We start from the raw sequence: 15,515 nt of genomic DNA on the forward strand, positions 1-15,515 counted from the left end.
CATAAAAAAACCCGCCGAAGCGGGTTTTTCGCCAATCGTTCTGCGTAAGCAGAAAATGATTAACGTTTGGAGAACTGTGGACGACGACGTGCTTTACGCAGACCCACTTTCTTACGTTCAACCTGACGAGCGTCACGAGTAACGAAGCCAGCTTTACGCAGTTCAGAACGCAGGGATTCGTCGTACTCCATCAGAGCGCGGGTGATACCGTGACGGATCGCACCTGCCTGACCGGAGATACCACCACCTTTAACGGTGATGTACAGATCCAGTTTTTCTACCATGTCAACCAGTTCCAGCGGCTGGCGAACTACCATGCGGGCAGTTTCGCGACCGAAGTATTGTTCCAGAGAACGCTGGTTGATTACGATTTTACCACTGCCCGGTTTGATGAAAACGCGAGCTGCGGAACTTTTGCGGCGACCAGTGCCGTAGTATTGATTTTCAGCCATTGCCTATAATCCCGATTAGATGTCAAGAACTTGCGGTTGCTGTGCCGCGTGGTTGTGCTCGTTACCTGCGTAAACTTTCAGTTTACGGAACATAGCACGACCCAGCGGGCCTTTTGGCAGCATGCCTTTAACCGCGATTTCAATCACACGCTCAGGACGGCGAGCAATCATCTCTTCAAAGGTCGCTTCTTTGATACCACCGATGTGGCCGGTGTGGTGGTAGTACATTTTGTCAGTACGCTTGTTGCCGGTTACAGCAACTTTATCAGCGTTCAGAACGATGATGTAATCACCGGTATCAACGTGCGGAGTGTATTCCGCTTTATGCTTACCGCGCAGGCGACGAGCCAGTTCAGTAGCCAGACGGCCCAGAGTTTTACCGGTCGCGTCAACAACATACCAGTCGCGCTGTACGGTTTCTGGTTTAGCTGTAAAAGTTTTCATTAAAAGCTTACCCAAATAATAAGTTACACGTTGGTGAACACCCAAACGTTTAGTCAGTTGAGGTTCACACGACAAAGTCCGGCAAACCTACCCCTTCGAATAGCACATGCCGACACATAGAAAGTTTCGGGAAAAAAACCTTCTCGTAACGTGGGGTCGCAAGATTATAGAGAAGTTGAGGTCAAAGATCGACCCTTAAATGTGATTTGGAATGGGTTTTTCGGGGGGAGGTATTGCGCGGTCTGGTGCCCTCCCCCAGTTCCTCTCCCACAGGGAGAGGCTGGCATTTATGGCATATGCTCAAGCTTGAGGTATTCCTCGCTCTGCATCTCCTGCAGACGCGAGAGGCAACGCTGGAACTCGAACTTCAGCCGCTCTCCCTGGTAGATCTCATATAAAGGTACCTCAGCGCTAATCACCAGCTTGACGTGCCGCTCATAAAATTCATCCACCAGCGCAATGAAGCGTCGTGCTTCGCTCTCCATCAGCCGCGTCATGACCGGAACGTCCAGCACCATCACGGTATGGAACAGGCGTGAAAGCGCAATATAGTCGTGCTGGCTGCGGGCATCCACACAAAGTGTTGTGAAGGAGACGGCCAGCGTTTGATTCTCTACGCCAAGCGTGGGCAACGGGCGATGGTTAATCTCAAGCTCCGGAGCGTTTTCACGTTTTGCCCCCGCCAGCGCCAGCCAGAGTTTATCCATTTGATGGGTTGTCTCGGCGTTCAGCGGTGAGAGCCACAGGTGCGCCTGGGTCAACGTACGCAGCCGGTAATCCACCCCGGCATCCACATTCATAATGTCACAATACTGCTTGATGGCGTCGATGGCAGGCAGGAAACGTGCGCGCTGCAGACCGTTGCGGTACAGCTCGTCCGGCGGGATGTTCGATGTGGCAACCAGCGTAATCCCGCGTGCAAACAGCGCTTTCATCAGGCCGCCCAGCAGCATGGCATCGGTGATGTCAGAAACAAAAAATTCGTCAAAGCAAAGCACGTCCGTTTCCGCCTTAAACCTGTCGGCCACAATCTCAAGCGGATCGCTTTTGCCCTGCAGTGCAGTTAGCTCTTCATGAACCCGCAGCATAAAACGATGGAAATGCAGACGCTTCTTACGTTGGCCCGGCAGACTCAGATAAAACAGATCCATCAGCCAGGTTTTTCCGCGCCCTACGCCGCCCCACATATATAAGCCGCGTACAGGAGCATGAGCCTGTGGTGCTTTTTTACCGAGCAACCGCCCAAATGCCGCCTTTAGCCCACCATTCTGTTCGACTTCAGCAGGTTTTGCCGTGAGTTCCTGATAAATCATCTCCAGACGGCTTACCGCCTCACGTTGAACGTCATCCGCTTGATGAGTGCCGTCGTTAAGGGCCAGTTGATAACGCGATGCAGGGGACAGGTTTTGCATAATCTTATTGTTATTCCTTCAATTAAACCTCACCAGCAGCCGTGACTGATGAAAAAAAGGCCGTTCTACACTACGCGATGATACGTCAGGATTCCACTTCTACAGAAATAGCGGTTATAGTGGTATTATCAGGCACAGGCAGGAGCCGAGCCAACACCCTACGGAACAACAAGACAACGGGAGAAGTTCATGACCTGGGAATATGCGCTAATCGGTTTAGTCGTCGGCATCGTCATCGGTGCTGTGGCCATGCGTTTCGGTAATCGCAAATTGCGTCAGCAGCAGTCACTGCAGTACGAACTGGAAAAGAACAAAGCGGAACTGGAAGAGTATCGTGAAGAGCTGGTCAGCCACTTTGCCCGTAGCGCCGAGCTGCTGGACAATATGGCGACCGACTATCGTCAGCTGTATCAACATATGGCAAAAAGCTCCAGCAGCCTGCTGCCGGAAATGACCGCGGAAACCAATCCGTTCCGCAACCGTCTGGCAGACTCTGAAGCCGGTAACGATCAGGCACCCGTTCAGATGCCTCGTGACTATTCAGATGGCGCGTCAGGCCTGCTGCGTGGCGGTGTAAAACGCGATTAATCGCACAACCTGAATTTATTTTACGGGCGCAGCGATTGCGCCCGTCCTTTCTTCATGACCCCAGCTATCATTTAGTTAAGCACCTCATTGTTCAGCGGTTTAAAATTCAATAACATCAACGTGTTTTTGGGGCCGTTTTTCCTTTATTCCAGGTTACGAGAGTCAACATCGATGAAGAAAAAAAACCAGCTGTTGAGCGCTATCGCGTTAAGTGTCGGGTTATCTCTCTCGGCGTCCTTCCCTGCCCTTGCCGCCATCCCCTCTCAGGTGCCCGGTCAGGCAGCCATTCCAAGCCTCGCGCCGATGCTGGAAAAAGTGTTGCCTGCGGTCGTCAGCGTACAGGTTGAGGGTACGGCTGTACAAAGCCAACGCGTACCGGAAGAACTGAAAAAATATTTTGGCGATGAAGCTCCCGACCAGCAGGCTCAGCCTTTTGAAGGTCTGGGTTCAGGCGTCATTATTGATGCGGCCAAAGGCTATATTCTGACCAACAACCATGTCATCAGCCAGGCCGATAAAATCAGCGTACAGCTTAATGATGGACGTGAATTTGATGCCAAACTGATTGGCGGCGATGACCAGAGCGATATCGCGCTGTTGCAGGTGCAGAACCCGAGCAACCTGACTCAGATTACCATTGCGGACTCCGACAAACTGCGTGTCGGTGATTTTGCCGTTGCCGTGGGCAACCCCTTTGGTTTAGGGCAGACCGCCACCTCCGGGATCGTCTCGGCGCTGGGACGTAGCGGCCTGAATCTGGAGGGGCTGGAAAACTTTATTCAGACGGATGCCTCCATCAACCGTGGGAACTCCGGCGGGGCATTGCTCAACCTGAATGGCGAGCTGATTGGGATTAACACGGCTATTCTGGCCCCTGGCGGCGGCAGCATTGGAATTGGTTTTGCCATCCCCAGTAACATGGCCAAAACGCTTGCCCAGCAGCTGATCCAGTTCGGTGAAATCAAGCGCGGGCTGTTGGGGATCAAGGGAATGGAGATGAGCGCGGATATCGCCAAAGCGTTCAACATCAACGTGCAGCGGGGCGCATTTGTGAGTGAAGTCCTGCCAAACTCCGGTTCGGCAAAAGCCGGCGTGAAATCGGGCGATGTGATCGTCAGCCTGAATGACAAGCCGTTGAGCAGCTTCGCAGAGCTACGTTCGCGCATTGCCACGACAGAACCTGGCGCCAAAGTGAAGCTGGGCCTGATTCGTGACGGCAAGCCACTGGACGTTGAAGTCACGCTGGATAAGAGTACCTCGTCATCTGCCAGTGCGGAGCTTATCGCCCCAGCGCTGCAAGGGGCAACGTTAAGCGATGGGCAGTTGAAAGACGGAACGAAGGGTATTAGCATCGACACCGTTGAGAAGAGCAGCCCTGCCGCGCAGGCCGGATTACATCAGGATGATGTCATCATTGGCGTAAACCGCAATCGCGTGCAATCCATTGCCGAGCTGCGCAAGGTGCTGGAAAGTAAACCGGCGGTTATTGCCCTGCAGGTTATGCGTGGCAATGAATCTATCTATATTCTGTTGCGCTAAGCATTTGCGATGCCGGACATCACCGCTGCGTGTGATGTCCGGATAACTCATGTTATGCTGCAAATCGTCCCTTTTTTAACGACACGCGCATCATGCTTTTAAAGCTCTTACGTTCAATTGTCATCGGTTTGATTGTCGCTGGCCTGCTGCTGGCGGCAATGCCGTCTTTACGTCAGTTTAATAAACTGACGGCTCCCCAGTTCGACAGTACGGATGAAACGCCGGCCACCTACAACCAGGCCGTTCGCCGTGCCGCACCTGCCGTGGTGAATGTCTATAACCGCGGCCTTAATAGCTCAACCCATAACCAACTGGAGATCCGCACCCTCGGCTCCGGGGTGATTATGGACGAGCGCGGCTATATTATTACCAACAAGCACGTGATTAACGATGCCGACCAGATTATCGTTGCCCTGCAGGATGGTCGCGTGTTTGAGGCATTACTCGTGGGGTCTGACAGCCTGACCGACCTGGCCGTCCTGAAAATCAACGCCACGGGCGGTTTGCCGATCATTCCCATTAATCGCAAACGTACCCCTCACATTGGTGACGTCGTCCTGGCTATCGGTAACCCTTATAACCTGGGCCAGACGATTACCCAGGGAATTATCAGTGCGACGGGTCGTATTGGCCTCAACCCCTCCGGGCGGCAGAACTTCCTGCAAACCGATGCGTCGATCAACCGCGGTAACTCCGGCGGTGCGCTGGTTAACTCACTGGGTGAGCTGATGGGTATCAATACCCTCTCGTTCGACAAGAGCAACGACGGCGAGACACCGGAAGGGATCGGCTTTGCCATTCCGTTCCAGCTGGCGACCAAAATTATGGATAAACTGATCCGTGATGGACGGGTGATCCGTGGTTATATCGGAATAGGTGGCCGTGAAATTGCACCAATGCATAACCAGGGCGGCGGTATTGATCAGATTCAGGGCATCGTGGTCAACGAGGTATCACCTGGCGGCCCGGCAGACAACGCGGGAATTCAGGTTAACGATGTCATTGTGTCAGTTAATGGTACGCCAGCGGTCTCGGCACTGGAGACCATGGACCAGGTCGCAGAGATCCGACCGGGCTCTATTATCCCTGTTGAAGTCATGCGCAATGATAAGAAACTCACGCTGCAGGTGACGGTTCAGGAATACCCGGCAACAAACTGACAGCTATAAAAAAACCGAAGCCAGTGAGTGCTTCGGTTTTTTTGCCGGGTGGCGCTAACGCTTACCCGGCCTACGAGAGACGGTTCGTTTTACTTGTTAACGAACTCTTCGCCCAGGGTGATATCTTTCTTCAGGGTATCCAGCATGCCTTCCATCGCGTGTTGTTCAAACGCGCTCAGTTTGCCGATAGGCTGACGTTCTTCGATACCATTTTTACCCAGCAGCAGCGGTTGAGAGAAGAAGCGAGCGTGTTCGCCGTCGCCTTCAACGTAAGCGCATTCAACAACGCCTTTCTCACCCTGCAGAGCGCGAACCAGTGACAGACCGAAACGTGCAGCCGCCTGGCCCATAGACAGAGTTGCAGAACCGCCACCCGCCTTCGCTTCCACCACTTCGGTGCCCGCGTTCTGGATACGTTTGGTCAGGTCAGCCACTTCCTGCTCGGTGAAGCTTACGCCTGGGATCTGCGACAGCAGAGGCAGAATGGTGACGCCTGAGTGGCCACCAATAACCGGAACTTCCACTTCTGTTGGCTGTTTGCCTTTCAGCTCAGCAACAAAGGTGTTGGAACGGATAATATCCAGCGTGGTCACGCCGAACAGTTTGTTTTTGTCGTAAACACCCGCTTTCTTCAGCACTTCTGCCGCGATAGCAACAGTGGTGTTCACCGGGTTAGTGATGATACCGATGCACGCTTTCGGGCAGATTTCAGCAATCTGCTGCACCAGGTTTTTCACAATGCCTGCGTTGACGTTGAACAGGTCTGAACGATCCATACCAGGCTTACGTGCCACACCTGCAGAAATCAGCACCACGTCGGCACCCTGCAGTGCAGGACGCGCGTCTTCACCGGAGAAGCCTTTGATTTTAACAGCTGTCGGGATGTGGCTCAGGTCAACCGCCACACCAGGGGTTACCGGAGCAATATCGTACAGGGAGAGTTCTGAGCCTGAAGGCAGTTGGGTTTTCAGTAGTAGGGCAAGCGCCTGGCCGATACCACCAGCAGCGCCGAGGACTGCGACTTTCATCCTAAACTCCTTATTATGGTTAACTTAAGTATCTGTAACTCCGTTGCGGCGACCATAATTCAGCGAGTAAATAATTACAATTTTCGTAGCTAAAGAATTTGAGGTCACGCGACTTTATCTCTCACCAGAAGACTATCTGACAACAGACGGCAACGAATTAAGAGGTGGTTACAATACACCCTGCCCCGCCACCAAAACAACATCATTTTGATAACATTTAATTTACTTTTAAGCTTATTTGCGCGGCGTGACCCAGGCATGTTTTCTGATAACGAAATCTGATAAAATCACTCCCTTTCATAACATTATTTCAGACTACCTCCCGGTAGATAATTTGCATAAAAATTCATCCACATGCATAATAATGTTGTTTCTATCGTCATATTCCGGGTGACTTATGCGAAGCTCGTCTAAGCAAGAAGAATTAGTAAAGGCGTTTAAAGCGCTACTCAAAGAAGAGAAATTCAGTTCTCAGGGAGAAATTGTTCAGGCGTTACAGGAACAAGGTTTCGATAACATCAATCAGTCGAAAGTCTCCCGCATGTTAACCAAATTTGGCGCGGTGCGTACCCGTAACGCAAAAATGGAGATGGTCTATTGCCTGCCAGCTGAACTTGGCGTGCCGACGACCTCCAGCCCGCTGAAGAATTTGGTTCTGGATATCGACTATAACGACGCCGTGGTGGTGATCCACACCAGCCCTGGTGCTGCGCAGTTGATTGCTCGCCTGCTGGATTCCTTAGGTAAAGCGGAAGGTATTCTCGGCACAATCGCTGGGGACGACACCATCTTTACCACTCCGGCAAATGGTTTCTCCGTCAAAGACCTCTACGAGGCAATTCTGGTTCTGTTCGAACAGGAACTCTAATCCCCTCTCCCCGTAGCACCGCTGCGGGGATCGTTCTGCTCCCGCTGCGTTTCCCTCTCGATTCCACTGCCCTGACTTTGACAAATAGTGCTTTTTACTACCTATTAACATTCATCTGGTGAATGCTAAATCAAAAAATCGCACAAAAAATCAAAATCCTATATCCATATGATTTAATTAGAGATCAATGCATAAAAAGGACAAAAAACACCCAACATTATGCAGTTTAGTTATAAAAAACGCATTGGTTAACACGTAATAACAACCGGAACAATTAGTCTGGTATTAATTTTTACCGTTATTAGTGTATACTTGATTTTGTGATGAGGGTCACGAAACAAGACCCCACTAAAAAATTCGACGAGGTAAAAATCATGAACATTAAAACTACTGTAGCGGCGCTGAGCGTCCTGTCTGTCCTGTCATTCGGTGCTTTCGCTGCTGATTCAATCAATGCTGACCAGGCGCAATCCCGCCAGGCAATCGGTACGGTTTCTGTCGGTGCAATCGGTACGTCCCCGATGGACATGCATGAGATGCTGAACAAGAAAGCGGAAGAACAGGGTGCATCATCCTACCGCATCATTGAAGCTCGTTCAGGTGACCACTGGCACGCTACTGCTGAGCTGTACAAATAAGTTTTAGCAATAACTGAAGACATAAATCTCCACTCAACGGCACCAGGCATAAAAATAGCTGTTTAACCCTTCTCGCCGTTGAGCAACAACCCTATTCAGGAGTAAAGACTATGAAAACCAAATTGATCATCGCAACCCTCGGTCTGGCCTCAGTTCTCTCTTTCGGCGCAAGTGCAGCCGTACAGCAAGTGAATGCCGACCAGGCACAAAATCTGCAGCCTATGGGCAGTGTATCCGTAACGTCTGTCACTGGTTCACCAATGGATATTCGTCACGAACTGGCCGCAAAAGCTGAAAAAGCAGGCGCCAGCAGCTATCGTGTTACCGAACTGAATCAGGGTGACCACTGGCATGCTACGGCAGAACTGTATAAATAAACCCTCGTCGTATTTCATCATACGACTTGCCCCTGACCTGCTGGTCAGGGGCTTTTTTTATGTCATTCAATGGCGCGCGTTAAAACGCAGTTGCCCTTCCAGCTCTTCTTCCGCTTCATCGAACAGTAATATCAGTGCGCCAAAACGTCTGCGCAGCTTATCGGGTAAATGAATGAACTCAATCTCCAGCGGGAGTGGCAACAGACTGCCGGTCACCACGTCCCACAGGGTATCCAGATTCGTCACGCTTTCCCGTTCAAGATCAAACACGCGGATAAATTCACGATAGAAGTCTTCCTGACTGTCGATCTCGTCAAAATCAAACGTATAGGTTTTCATTGCCAGCCACCCAGTCCAGGCGAGCGGCAGTTGCCGCCCTGTCTATTATAATCCCCCGATATGCAGGGTTTTGACTTCCAGATACTCTTCCAGCCCCAGCACGGAGCCCTCGCGTCCAAGGCCTGACTCTTTTACCCCGCCAAAAGGCCCGAGTTCCGTAGAGACGGCGCACTCGTTAATGCCAATCATCCCGCTCTCGATGGCCTGAGAAACACGGAAAACGCGTGAAAGGTTTTGGGTGTAGAAGTAAGCCGCCAGGCCATAAGGCGTGTTGTTGGCACGCTGGATGACCTCATCTTCTGAAGTGAAACGGAAGCACGCCGCAACCGGTCCAAACGTCTCTTCTTCTGCCAGCTTCATGCCTTCATGGCAGTCACCCAGTACGGTTGGCATCCAGAAATTCCCGCCAAGCGAATGGGGTTTCCCCCCTGCCAGCACGATTGCCCCGCGGGCAACGGCATCGTCGACATGCTCACGCACCTTGTTGACCGCAGCAGGTTCAATCAGCGGTCCGACGACAACGCCCTCTTCAAGACCATTCCCCACCTTCAGCGCCTTCACCGCATCGGCAAGTTTATTCACAAACTTGTCGTAGACGGTTTCCTGAATATAGAAACGGTTAACGCTCACGCAGACCTGCCCGGCATTGCGGAATTTGTTGGCGATAGCACCCTTAACCGCTGCGTCGATATCCGCATCCTCAAAAACGATATATGGGGCATTTCCCCCCAGCTCCATTGAGACTTTTTTCATGGTGTCTGCGGCGTTACGCACCAGCGTTTTGCCGACGGAGGTAGAACCGGTAAAGGAGATTTTACGCACGTCGCGGCTGGCCATGATCGCATCGCTGATTTCATGGGTATTCCCGGCCACGGCGTTGAGAACACCGTCGGGCACACCGGCCTGTTTAGCCAGGGTAAGCAGCGCAAAAGCACTGAGCGGCGTGTTATTGGCCGGTTTGATCACCCCGGTACAGCCCGCAGCAAGCGCCGGGCCTAATTTTCGGGTGAGCATCGCCATCGGGAAGTTCCACGGTGTAATCGCCGCGACAACACCAATGGGTTCGCGGGTCGCCAGAATGCGGGAACCGGGTTTGATCGGCGGAATAATTTCCCCGTTAGCGCGCTTGGCCTCTTCGGCAAACCACTGGATAAAGCTGGCCGCGTACTCCACCTCTCCTTCCGCTTCTTTCAGAGGCTTGCCCTGCTCGGTGGTCATTAACCGCCCGAGCCAGCTTTTATTTTCAATAATCAGTTCGTACCAGCGGTAAAGGATGGCCGAGCGTTCTTTCGCGGTTTTGGCTCGCCATGCCGGGAAAGCGTTGGTGGCTGCGGCAATCGCAGCTTCGGTTTCCGCTTTACCCGCTTTCGCGACTTTAGCGATGACCTCGCCGGTCGCCGGGTTAAGTACATCAAACGTCGTGTCCAGCGTTTTCCAGATACCATTAACCAGATACCCGGTCTGAAAAAGGATGTGGTCCTGAAGCGTCTCAGTCGTCATGTGTCCTCCCTTTCTGAATGTAAGAACGTGCTGGAATTAAGTATAGCCACAAAAAAACCGACGCTTTGGCGTCGGCTTTTTTACTTCAGTCAGTTATCTGTGAGGGCATTCTGGTAGCGGTGCAGCATAAACACCAGCCGTCCTACTGGCTCGGTTACCTGAGGCGGAGCTTCCCAGACTTTAAGCTTCTCCTGGTAGATATCGAGCTCTTCAAGCAGTTGCGTAAAGTAACGACGGCGTTTGTCATCGCTGGTCGCGGAAAGTACATGGTCGGCAGTGCGGCGTAGCTGACGGTGGAAAGCCGACAGATCGTCGTTGATCGGCACAGGTGCGTTACGCAGACGCTGGTGCGCGATGATCATGGTTAATGCCAGCCGGAACTTAGCGATGTCACCCGGGAACTTATTCAGCAGTAAAAACAGCTGCTGATAGAGCGCCGGTAAGTGGTTTTCTTTGCGACGTGCGGTATTGGTGGTCATCGACGACACGGCAGCGGAAACAAACTGGTTCAACAATACACGGCCCGTTCTTGCCTGTGAGTTATCGCGCACCAGCAGAATAACCATCATTGCCAGGAAGCACCCCACCAGCTGACCCAATGCGCTGTCGAGAAACTGGCTGAAATGGAAGGTCATCGGGTTATCCAGCACAATGATGTTAATCGTACTGGCCAGCGCCCCCAACGATCCCAGACGGCGCTTTTGCACTTCTATGCCGATAAAGAACGCCATCACCGCCAGGCTTATGCAGAGCAGCAACATGCTCTGTTGCGTGGACGGGATGATCACCAGGAAATAGAGCGCGCCTATCGGCAGAGCGGCAATGGTGCCGTACAGGAAATCAATCGCGACCATACGCGGGTTGGGCAGACGCATCGCCAGGGCAGTCACAACGGCAATCATCACCATTGCACCGCTGCCGGACGTCCAGCCAGTCCACAACCAGAACAGCGTACCGAGCATGCAGGCGAGGGTCGTGCGCCAGAAGTTGACCATCGCGTGATGACGCTCGGCAGATTCCGCCTTAATCACCACTTCTCCCTGCAGCACCTCTTCTTCCGTAGCGCTGATTTTGGTATTGCTAACCACGCCGCGTTTCAGCAGCAGGTAGCGCGTCGCGGACCCGACCCAGGTGTAGATGGTCACTGGTGTGTCGCGTTCCCCTGTCCAGGCAATGACCCGCCGCATGCGCTTAAGCTGCTTATGCACGTCCTGCACGGTTTCCACCGGCTCGGCAAACAGCTCGCGGAACGTATCGGTGACCGCTTCGGGACGGGTGTTCTGGATCAGATAGGTTTCGCACGCCTGGGTAATCAGCGTTAAGGAGACCGTATTGAGGGCTTTAAGGCGACGGTTAGCCCGGGCCCAGCGCGAAGACTCTATATTAAGGTTACTGCGCATCCCTTCCAGCGCCTGCGTGCGACGTACCAGCCCGCTCCAGGCCTTATCCACCTCTTCGCTGTCACCATGCTTGATGCAGAGCTGCATCAGCTGGTACTGGGCAACAATCAACGCATCCAGCTCGCGATCCACCTCTTGCTTGATAGAGCGAGGGGAGAAAAGCAGGTCAGCAACAATCGCGCAAACAATACCAATCACAATCTCACTGCAACGCTCCACGGCGAACTGTGGCGCAAGCAGCGGCTCGCTTTGGATAGTAATGACGATAATCAGCGCGGTGTAACCCGCCAGTCCCCAGGCGTAGGAGTTTTCCACTTTCACCAGAGACGAGACCCAGGTGCAGAAGCCAGCCCAGATACAGCACACCATCAGCATCAGCAGTGGGGTGCGGATCATCAAAATAATAATGGTCAGCGCCGCGAAACAGCCGATAAACGTCCCAATGATACGCAGCATCCCGCGATAGCGGATCGCACCAGAGTAAGGTTCACCACCGGCCGCAAATGCCGGACCAGCCGCGACAATTGCCGCCGTCAGCACCGCCCAGCGCGGGGTTTCAAGCTGGAAGTGGAAGCCAACAAACAGTGCCAGCACGATGGCACACGCCAGCTTCACGGCGAAGCGAATGTGCTGGTTGGCGATGGAGAAGATACCCATAGCGATTAGCCAAACTCGCGCAGACGGTGGGCAATTTTACGGAAGATCGACTCCTGGCTGGCATCCCGGTCTTTAGCGCCGGTAATCACCACCGTCGCCGTGGTACCCGCAGGCCACACATTCCCCTGCTGTTCGTCCAGATGGATACGCACCGGCACACGCTGAGCCAGACGCACCCATTCCAGGTTGGAGTCCACTGTCGCCATCCCTTTTGCATCCTTAGAACTGCTGGCGTTGGTCACCCCTGCCGCGACGCTGTCGACGGTACCTTTAAAGACGCGGTTACTGCCAAGCGGTGTAATTTCGGCACGATAACCCGGACGTACGCCTTCCAGCTTGGTCTCTTCCATATAAGCGAGCACGTAGAAGGAGTTCTGTTTAACCAGCGCCACGGCCGTTGAGCCACGAGTGATAAATTCACCGGCATAGACATTAAGGTTAGTGACCCAGCCATCGGCTGGCGCGCGGATCACGGTGCGCTCCAGATCGAGCTTTGCCAGATCGCGCGTCGCTTGCGCTTTGGCCATCTGGTGCAGCACGGTTTGCAGCACGTTATTGGACTGGTCGATCTCTTCGCGGGACATGGCCTGAATACCTAACTGGTTACGGCGGCCTGCCTCACGGCGTTTCTCTGCCGCCAGCGCCTGATAATAGGCCACGTCAGCTTCCGCTTCTTCCAGTGCTTTCTGGTAGCGAGGCTGGTCGATGGTGAACAGAACCTGATTTTTTTTCACCAGCTGGTTATCGTGAACGTTGACCGCCGTGATAAGACCGGCCACGTCGGGGGCTATGGCCACGACATCGGCGCTGAAACGCGCATCACGTGTCCACGGTGATTCCGTGTAATAGACCCAGGCCCGAAAAATAGCGATGAAGGCGAGGATAACCAGTGCCATGGTGATGGCGGTTCGGGAGATTTTTCTTGTTAGTGTTTTCACATCAACCTCAGACAAACATGCGCGATATCAGGTAAAACAGGCAGCAATACAGCGCGGTATTGAACAATGCAGGGTGCCAGACGAAATCGTAGATCCCGGTAGGAACCAGCACCTTGCGCACCAGCCAGAAGATCGCCAGTGATAAAAGAAGCTCGAAAAATATCGGTGGGAACGACAGACCGAACACCACGATAACGGGAAACAGACTCATGTTGACCTTGATAAGAGAGAGTGCAGGCTACAGAATTTTTTAGCGCACGCCATCGCAGAAGAGCAAGAAATGCCGGGCGAGAATGGCGCAGCCGTTAAGTAATTAATAATATATTAACGTAACTGTTATGCTGTTATCTATAATATGTGATCTAAATCACTTTTAAGCCAGAGTGAACAATGGAACGTTTAAAACGCATGTCAGTCTTCGCCAAAGTGGTTGAACTGGGCTCTTTTACCGCTGCTGCACGCCAGCTTCAGATGAGTGTCTCTTCAATCAGCCAGACGGTGTCCAAACTGGAAGATGAGCTTCAGGTCAAGCTGCTCAATCGCAGTACCCGCAGCATCGGGCTGACAGAAGCGGGTAAAATTTACTATCAGGGTTGTCGCCGCATGCTGCTTGAAGTGCAGGATGTCCACGAACAACTCTATGCTTTCAACAACACACCTATCGGCACACTGCGCATCGGTTGTTCTTCAACTATGGCACAAAATGTCCTCGCTGCCATGACAGCGGACATGCTGAAAGAGTATCCAGGATTAACCGTGAATCTGGTGACGGGTATCCCTGCGCCGGACCTGATTGCTGACGGGCTGGACGTGGTGATCCGCGTTGGGGCATTGCAGGATTCCAGCCTTTTCTCGCGCAGGCTGGGCAGTATGCCGATGGTCGTTTGCGCCTCGAAAAGCTATCTGGCGCAGTATGGTGTCCCTGAGAAACCCGCCGATCTCACCAACCACTCATGGCTGGAATACAGCGTTCGACCCGACAATGAATTTGAACTGATTGCTCCGGAAGGGCTCTCCACCAGACTGTTGCCAGAAGGCCGGTTTATCACCAACGATCCAATGACCATTTCGCGTTGGTTAGTGGCAGGAGCCGGGATCGCCTACGTGCCGTTGATGTGGGTGATCAACGAAATCAACAGCGGTGTACTGGAGATCCTGTTCCCTCGCTACCAGTCCGATCCGCGCCCGGTATACGCCCTGTACACAGAAAAAGACAAGCTACCACTCAAGGTGCAGGTGTGTATTAACTATCTGACAGACTATTTTGTGGACGTGGCGGAGCTGTTTCAGGGGATGCGAGGAAGAAGTAAGGAATAATTGATTATCGCGGATAAGCATATATTATATGAATATGTCCTGGATGAGATGCACATTCATTCAGGAATATTCCCTCACCACTATCAGTAATAGCTAATTGACACTTCCGTTACCCTCCCCTTACCTTATTAGTAGTCTGGCACTCAGACTGTTATTAATTTGTTACTGATATGAATAATAAAATGTATTCCGCAGGATGACATTGAACAAGGAAAAGAAATGAATATATTTGAACAAACACCACCTTCGCGCAGGCGCTATGGACTCGCCGCGTTCATTGGTTTGATTGCAGGGATTGTCTCTGCATTCGTGAAATGGGGAGCGGAGGTGCCACTTCCGCCACGTAGCCCTGGTGATTTATTCACTGCCGCATGCGGACCAGAGCAATTAATAAGAGCCGCAAGTCAGATTGACTGCTCGCGTAATTTTCTCAATCCGCCTTATGTGTTTTTACGCGACTGGCTGGGCGTCGTCGATCCTAACGCGGCGGTTTATACATTCGCCGGACATATATTTAACTGGGTCGGCGTAACACATATTATTTTCTCAATCGTCTTCGCCGTAGGGTATTGTGTAGTTGCGGAAGTCTTCCCGAAAATTAAACTCTGGCAAGGTTTGCTGGCAGGTGCGTTAGCCCAGCTTTTTGTCCACATGATCTCCTTCCCGCTGATGGGTCTGACACCGCCGCTGTTCGAACTTCCATGGTACGAACACGTCTCAGAAATCGTGGGTCATTTAGTCTGGTTCTGGTCGATCGAAATCATTCGTCGTGATTTGCGTAACCGCATCACGCACGAGCCCGATCCGGAAATACCGCTGGGTAACTTACGTTAAAAAAAAGGCGCTACCTCTGTAGCG

The 15,515-nt window shown here is 52.5% G+C and carries 17 protein-coding genes; 8 read left to right on the forward strand and 9 right to left on the reverse strand.

All coding sequences use genetic code 11. The annotated features are described in order from the left end of the window. Window positions 1-59: 59 nt before the first annotated feature. The 3 genes from rpsI to zapE form a co-directional block, all read right to left on the reverse strand. Entirely contained in the window at window positions 60-452 is a 393-nt protein-coding gene (gene rpsI, locus AAHF05_RS20170; protein WP_003860436.1) for a 30S ribosomal protein S9, read from the reverse strand. Window positions 453-467: 15 nt separating this feature from the next. Continuing rightward, window positions 468-896 (reverse strand): 50S ribosomal protein L13, encoded by a 429-nt coding sequence (rplM, locus tag AAHF05_RS20175; protein WP_003860434.1) that lies wholly within the window; start codon window positions 894-896, stop codon window positions 468-470. Between the two features lie 287 nt (window positions 897-1,183). Then, the gene (gene zapE / locus AAHF05_RS20180) at window positions 1,184-2,308 is read right to left on the reverse strand and encodes a cell division protein ZapE (RefSeq protein WP_129324198.1); all 1,125 of its coding nucleotides are present in this window, start codon (window positions 2,306-2,308) and stop codon (window positions 1,184-1,186) included. Between the two features lie 189 nt (window positions 2,309-2,497). Here zapE and zapG point away from each other — a divergent pair, with 189 nt between their 5' ends. From zapG to degS, 3 genes are all read left to right on the forward strand, one after another. After that, a complete protein-coding gene (zapG, locus tag AAHF05_RS20185) occupies window positions 2,498-2,896 on the forward strand; it encodes a Z-ring associated protein ZapG (RefSeq protein ID WP_008502832.1) in 399 nt (132 codons plus the stop codon). A gap of 171 nt (window positions 2,897-3,067) precedes the next feature. Continuing rightward, complete coding sequence (gene degQ, locus AAHF05_RS20190) at window positions 3,068-4,435, forward strand: serine endoprotease DegQ (RefSeq protein WP_028017008.1); 1,368 nt, start codon at window positions 3,068-3,070, stop codon at window positions 4,433-4,435. 92 nt (window positions 4,436-4,527) lie between these two features. Beyond that, window positions 4,528-5,595: an outer membrane-stress sensor serine endopeptidase DegS gene (gene degS, locus AAHF05_RS20195; RefSeq protein ID WP_028017007.1), complete on the forward strand. Its 1,068-nt coding sequence runs from the start codon at window positions 4,528-4,530 to the stop codon at window positions 5,593-5,595. An 89-nt stretch (window positions 5,596-5,684) separates the two neighbouring features. Here the strand turns inward: degS and mdh are convergent, their stop codons facing one another. Then, window positions 5,685-6,623 (reverse strand): malate dehydrogenase, encoded by a 939-nt coding sequence (gene mdh / locus AAHF05_RS20200; RefSeq protein ID WP_028017006.1) that lies wholly within the window; start codon window positions 6,621-6,623, stop codon window positions 5,685-5,687. A gap of 397 nt (window positions 6,624-7,020) precedes the next feature. On the opposite strand from mdh, the gene argR reads away from it, so the two are divergent. From argR to yhcN (AAHF05_RS20215), 3 genes are all read left to right on the forward strand, one after another. After that, window positions 7,021-7,491 (forward strand): transcriptional regulator ArgR, encoded by a 471-nt coding sequence (argR, locus tag AAHF05_RS20205; RefSeq protein ID WP_003860428.1) that lies wholly within the window; start codon window positions 7,021-7,023, stop codon window positions 7,489-7,491. A 374-nt stretch (window positions 7,492-7,865) separates the two neighbouring features. Continuing rightward, the gene (yhcN, locus tag AAHF05_RS20210; RefSeq protein ID WP_032666799.1) at window positions 7,866-8,129 is read left to right on the forward strand and encodes a peroxide/acid stress response protein YhcN; all 264 of its coding nucleotides are present in this window, start codon (window positions 7,866-7,868) and stop codon (window positions 8,127-8,129) included. A 110-nt stretch (window positions 8,130-8,239) separates the two neighbouring features. Then, window positions 8,240-8,506 carry a peroxide/acid stress response protein YhcN gene (gene yhcN / locus AAHF05_RS20215; protein ID WP_024906332.1) on the forward strand — a complete coding sequence of 89 codons (267 nt, stop codon included), beginning with the start codon at window positions 8,240-8,242 and terminating at the stop codon, window positions 8,504-8,506. A gap of 66 nt (window positions 8,507-8,572) precedes the next feature. Here the strand turns inward: yhcN (AAHF05_RS20215) and AAHF05_RS20220 are convergent, their stop codons facing one another. The 5 genes from AAHF05_RS20220 to aaeX all read right to left on the reverse strand — a co-directional run bounded on the left by AAHF05_RS20220 (window position 8,573) and on the right by aaeX (window position 13,551). Continuing rightward, on the reverse strand, window positions 8,573-8,845 hold the full coding sequence (locus AAHF05_RS20220; protein WP_008502839.1) for a barstar family protein: 273 nt from the start codon (window positions 8,843-8,845) through the stop codon (window positions 8,573-8,575). 45 nt (window positions 8,846-8,890) lie between these two features. Next, window positions 8,891-10,345 carry an NAD-dependent succinate-semialdehyde dehydrogenase gene (locus tag AAHF05_RS20225; protein WP_129324199.1) on the reverse strand — a complete coding sequence of 485 codons (1,455 nt, stop codon included), beginning with the start codon at window positions 10,343-10,345 and terminating at the stop codon, window positions 8,891-8,893. A gap of 89 nt (window positions 10,346-10,434) precedes the next feature. Next, window positions 10,435-12,402 carry a p-hydroxybenzoic acid efflux pump subunit AaeB gene (gene aaeB / locus AAHF05_RS20230; RefSeq protein ID WP_129324200.1) on the reverse strand — a complete coding sequence of 656 codons (1,968 nt, stop codon included), beginning with the start codon at window positions 12,400-12,402 and terminating at the stop codon, window positions 10,435-10,437. A gap of 5 nt (window positions 12,403-12,407) precedes the next feature. Continuing rightward, a complete protein-coding gene (gene aaeA, locus AAHF05_RS20235; RefSeq protein WP_028017001.1) occupies window positions 12,408-13,340 on the reverse strand; it encodes a p-hydroxybenzoic acid efflux pump subunit AaeA in 933 nt (310 codons plus the stop codon). 7 nt (window positions 13,341-13,347) lie between these two features. Then, the gene (aaeX, locus tag AAHF05_RS20240) at window positions 13,348-13,551 is read right to left on the reverse strand and encodes a p-hydroxybenzoic acid efflux pump operon protein AaeX (protein ID WP_003860416.1); all 204 of its coding nucleotides are present in this window, start codon (window positions 13,549-13,551) and stop codon (window positions 13,348-13,350) included. Between the two features lie 179 nt (window positions 13,552-13,730). Between aaeX and aaeR the strand changes: the two genes are divergently transcribed. Both aaeR and AAHF05_RS20250 read left to right on the forward strand, forming a co-directional pair. Beyond that, window positions 13,731-14,657 (forward strand): HTH-type transcriptional activator AaeR, encoded by a 927-nt coding sequence (gene aaeR / locus AAHF05_RS20245; RefSeq protein WP_028017000.1) that lies wholly within the window; start codon window positions 13,731-13,733, stop codon window positions 14,655-14,657. Between the two features lie 219 nt (window positions 14,658-14,876). Further along, window positions 14,877-15,491: a YagU family protein gene (locus AAHF05_RS20250; protein ID WP_049007549.1), complete on the forward strand. Its 615-nt coding sequence runs from the start codon at window positions 14,877-14,879 to the stop codon at window positions 15,489-15,491. The last annotated feature ends 24 nt before the right edge of the window (window positions 15,492-15,515 follow it).

Source organism: Enterobacter adelaidei (assembly GCF_041937165.1).
GTDB lineage: Bacteria > Pseudomonadota > Gammaproteobacteria > Enterobacterales > Enterobacteriaceae > Enterobacter > Enterobacter adelaidei.

Coding starts and splice junctions, on each gene's coding strand:
- zapE (WP_129324198.1), bottom strand. CDS start 2,308: ATGCAAAACCTGTCCCCTGCATCGCGTTATCAACTGGCCCTTAACGAC.
- aaeX (WP_003860416.1), bottom strand. CDS start 13,551: ATGAGTCTGTTTCCCGTTATCGTGGTGTTCGGTCTGTCGTTCCCACCG.
- rplM (WP_003860434.1), bottom strand. CDS start 896: ATGAAAACTTTTACAGCTAAACCAGAAACCGTACAGCGCGACTGGTAT.
- aaeR (WP_028017000.1), top strand. CDS start 13,731: ATGGAACGTTTAAAACGCATGTCAGTCTTCGCCAAAGTGGTTGAACTG.
- aaeB (WP_129324200.1), bottom strand. CDS start 12,402: ATGGGTATCTTCTCCATCGCCAACCAGCACATTCGCTTCGCCGTGAAG.
- degQ (WP_028017008.1), top strand. CDS start 3,068: ATGAAGAAAAAAAACCAGCTGTTGAGCGCTATCGCGTTAAGTGTCGGG.
- AAHF05_RS20250 (WP_049007549.1), top strand. CDS start 14,877: ATGAATATATTTGAACAAACACCACCTTCGCGCAGGCGCTATGGACTC.
- degS (WP_028017007.1), top strand. CDS start 4,528: ATGCTTTTAAAGCTCTTACGTTCAATTGTCATCGGTTTGATTGTCGCT.
- AAHF05_RS20220 (WP_008502839.1), bottom strand. CDS start 8,845: ATGAAAACCTATACGTTTGATTTTGACGAGATCGACAGTCAGGAAGAC.
- argR (WP_003860428.1), top strand. CDS start 7,021: ATGCGAAGCTCGTCTAAGCAAGAAGAATTAGTAAAGGCGTTTAAAGCG.
- mdh (WP_028017006.1), bottom strand. CDS start 6,623: ATGAAAGTCGCAGTCCTCGGCGCTGCTGGTGGTATCGGCCAGGCGCTT.
- yhcN (WP_024906332.1), top strand. CDS start 8,240: ATGAAAACCAAATTGATCATCGCAACCCTCGGTCTGGCCTCAGTTCTC.
- rpsI (WP_003860436.1), bottom strand. CDS start 452: ATGGCTGAAAATCAATACTACGGCACTGGTCGCCGCAAAAGTTCCGCA.
- AAHF05_RS20225 (WP_129324199.1), bottom strand. CDS start 10,345: ATGACGACTGAGACGCTTCAGGACCACATCCTTTTTCAGACCGGGTAT.
- zapG (WP_008502832.1), top strand. CDS start 2,498: ATGACCTGGGAATATGCGCTAATCGGTTTAGTCGTCGGCATCGTCATC.
- yhcN (WP_032666799.1), top strand. CDS start 7,866: ATGAACATTAAAACTACTGTAGCGGCGCTGAGCGTCCTGTCTGTCCTG.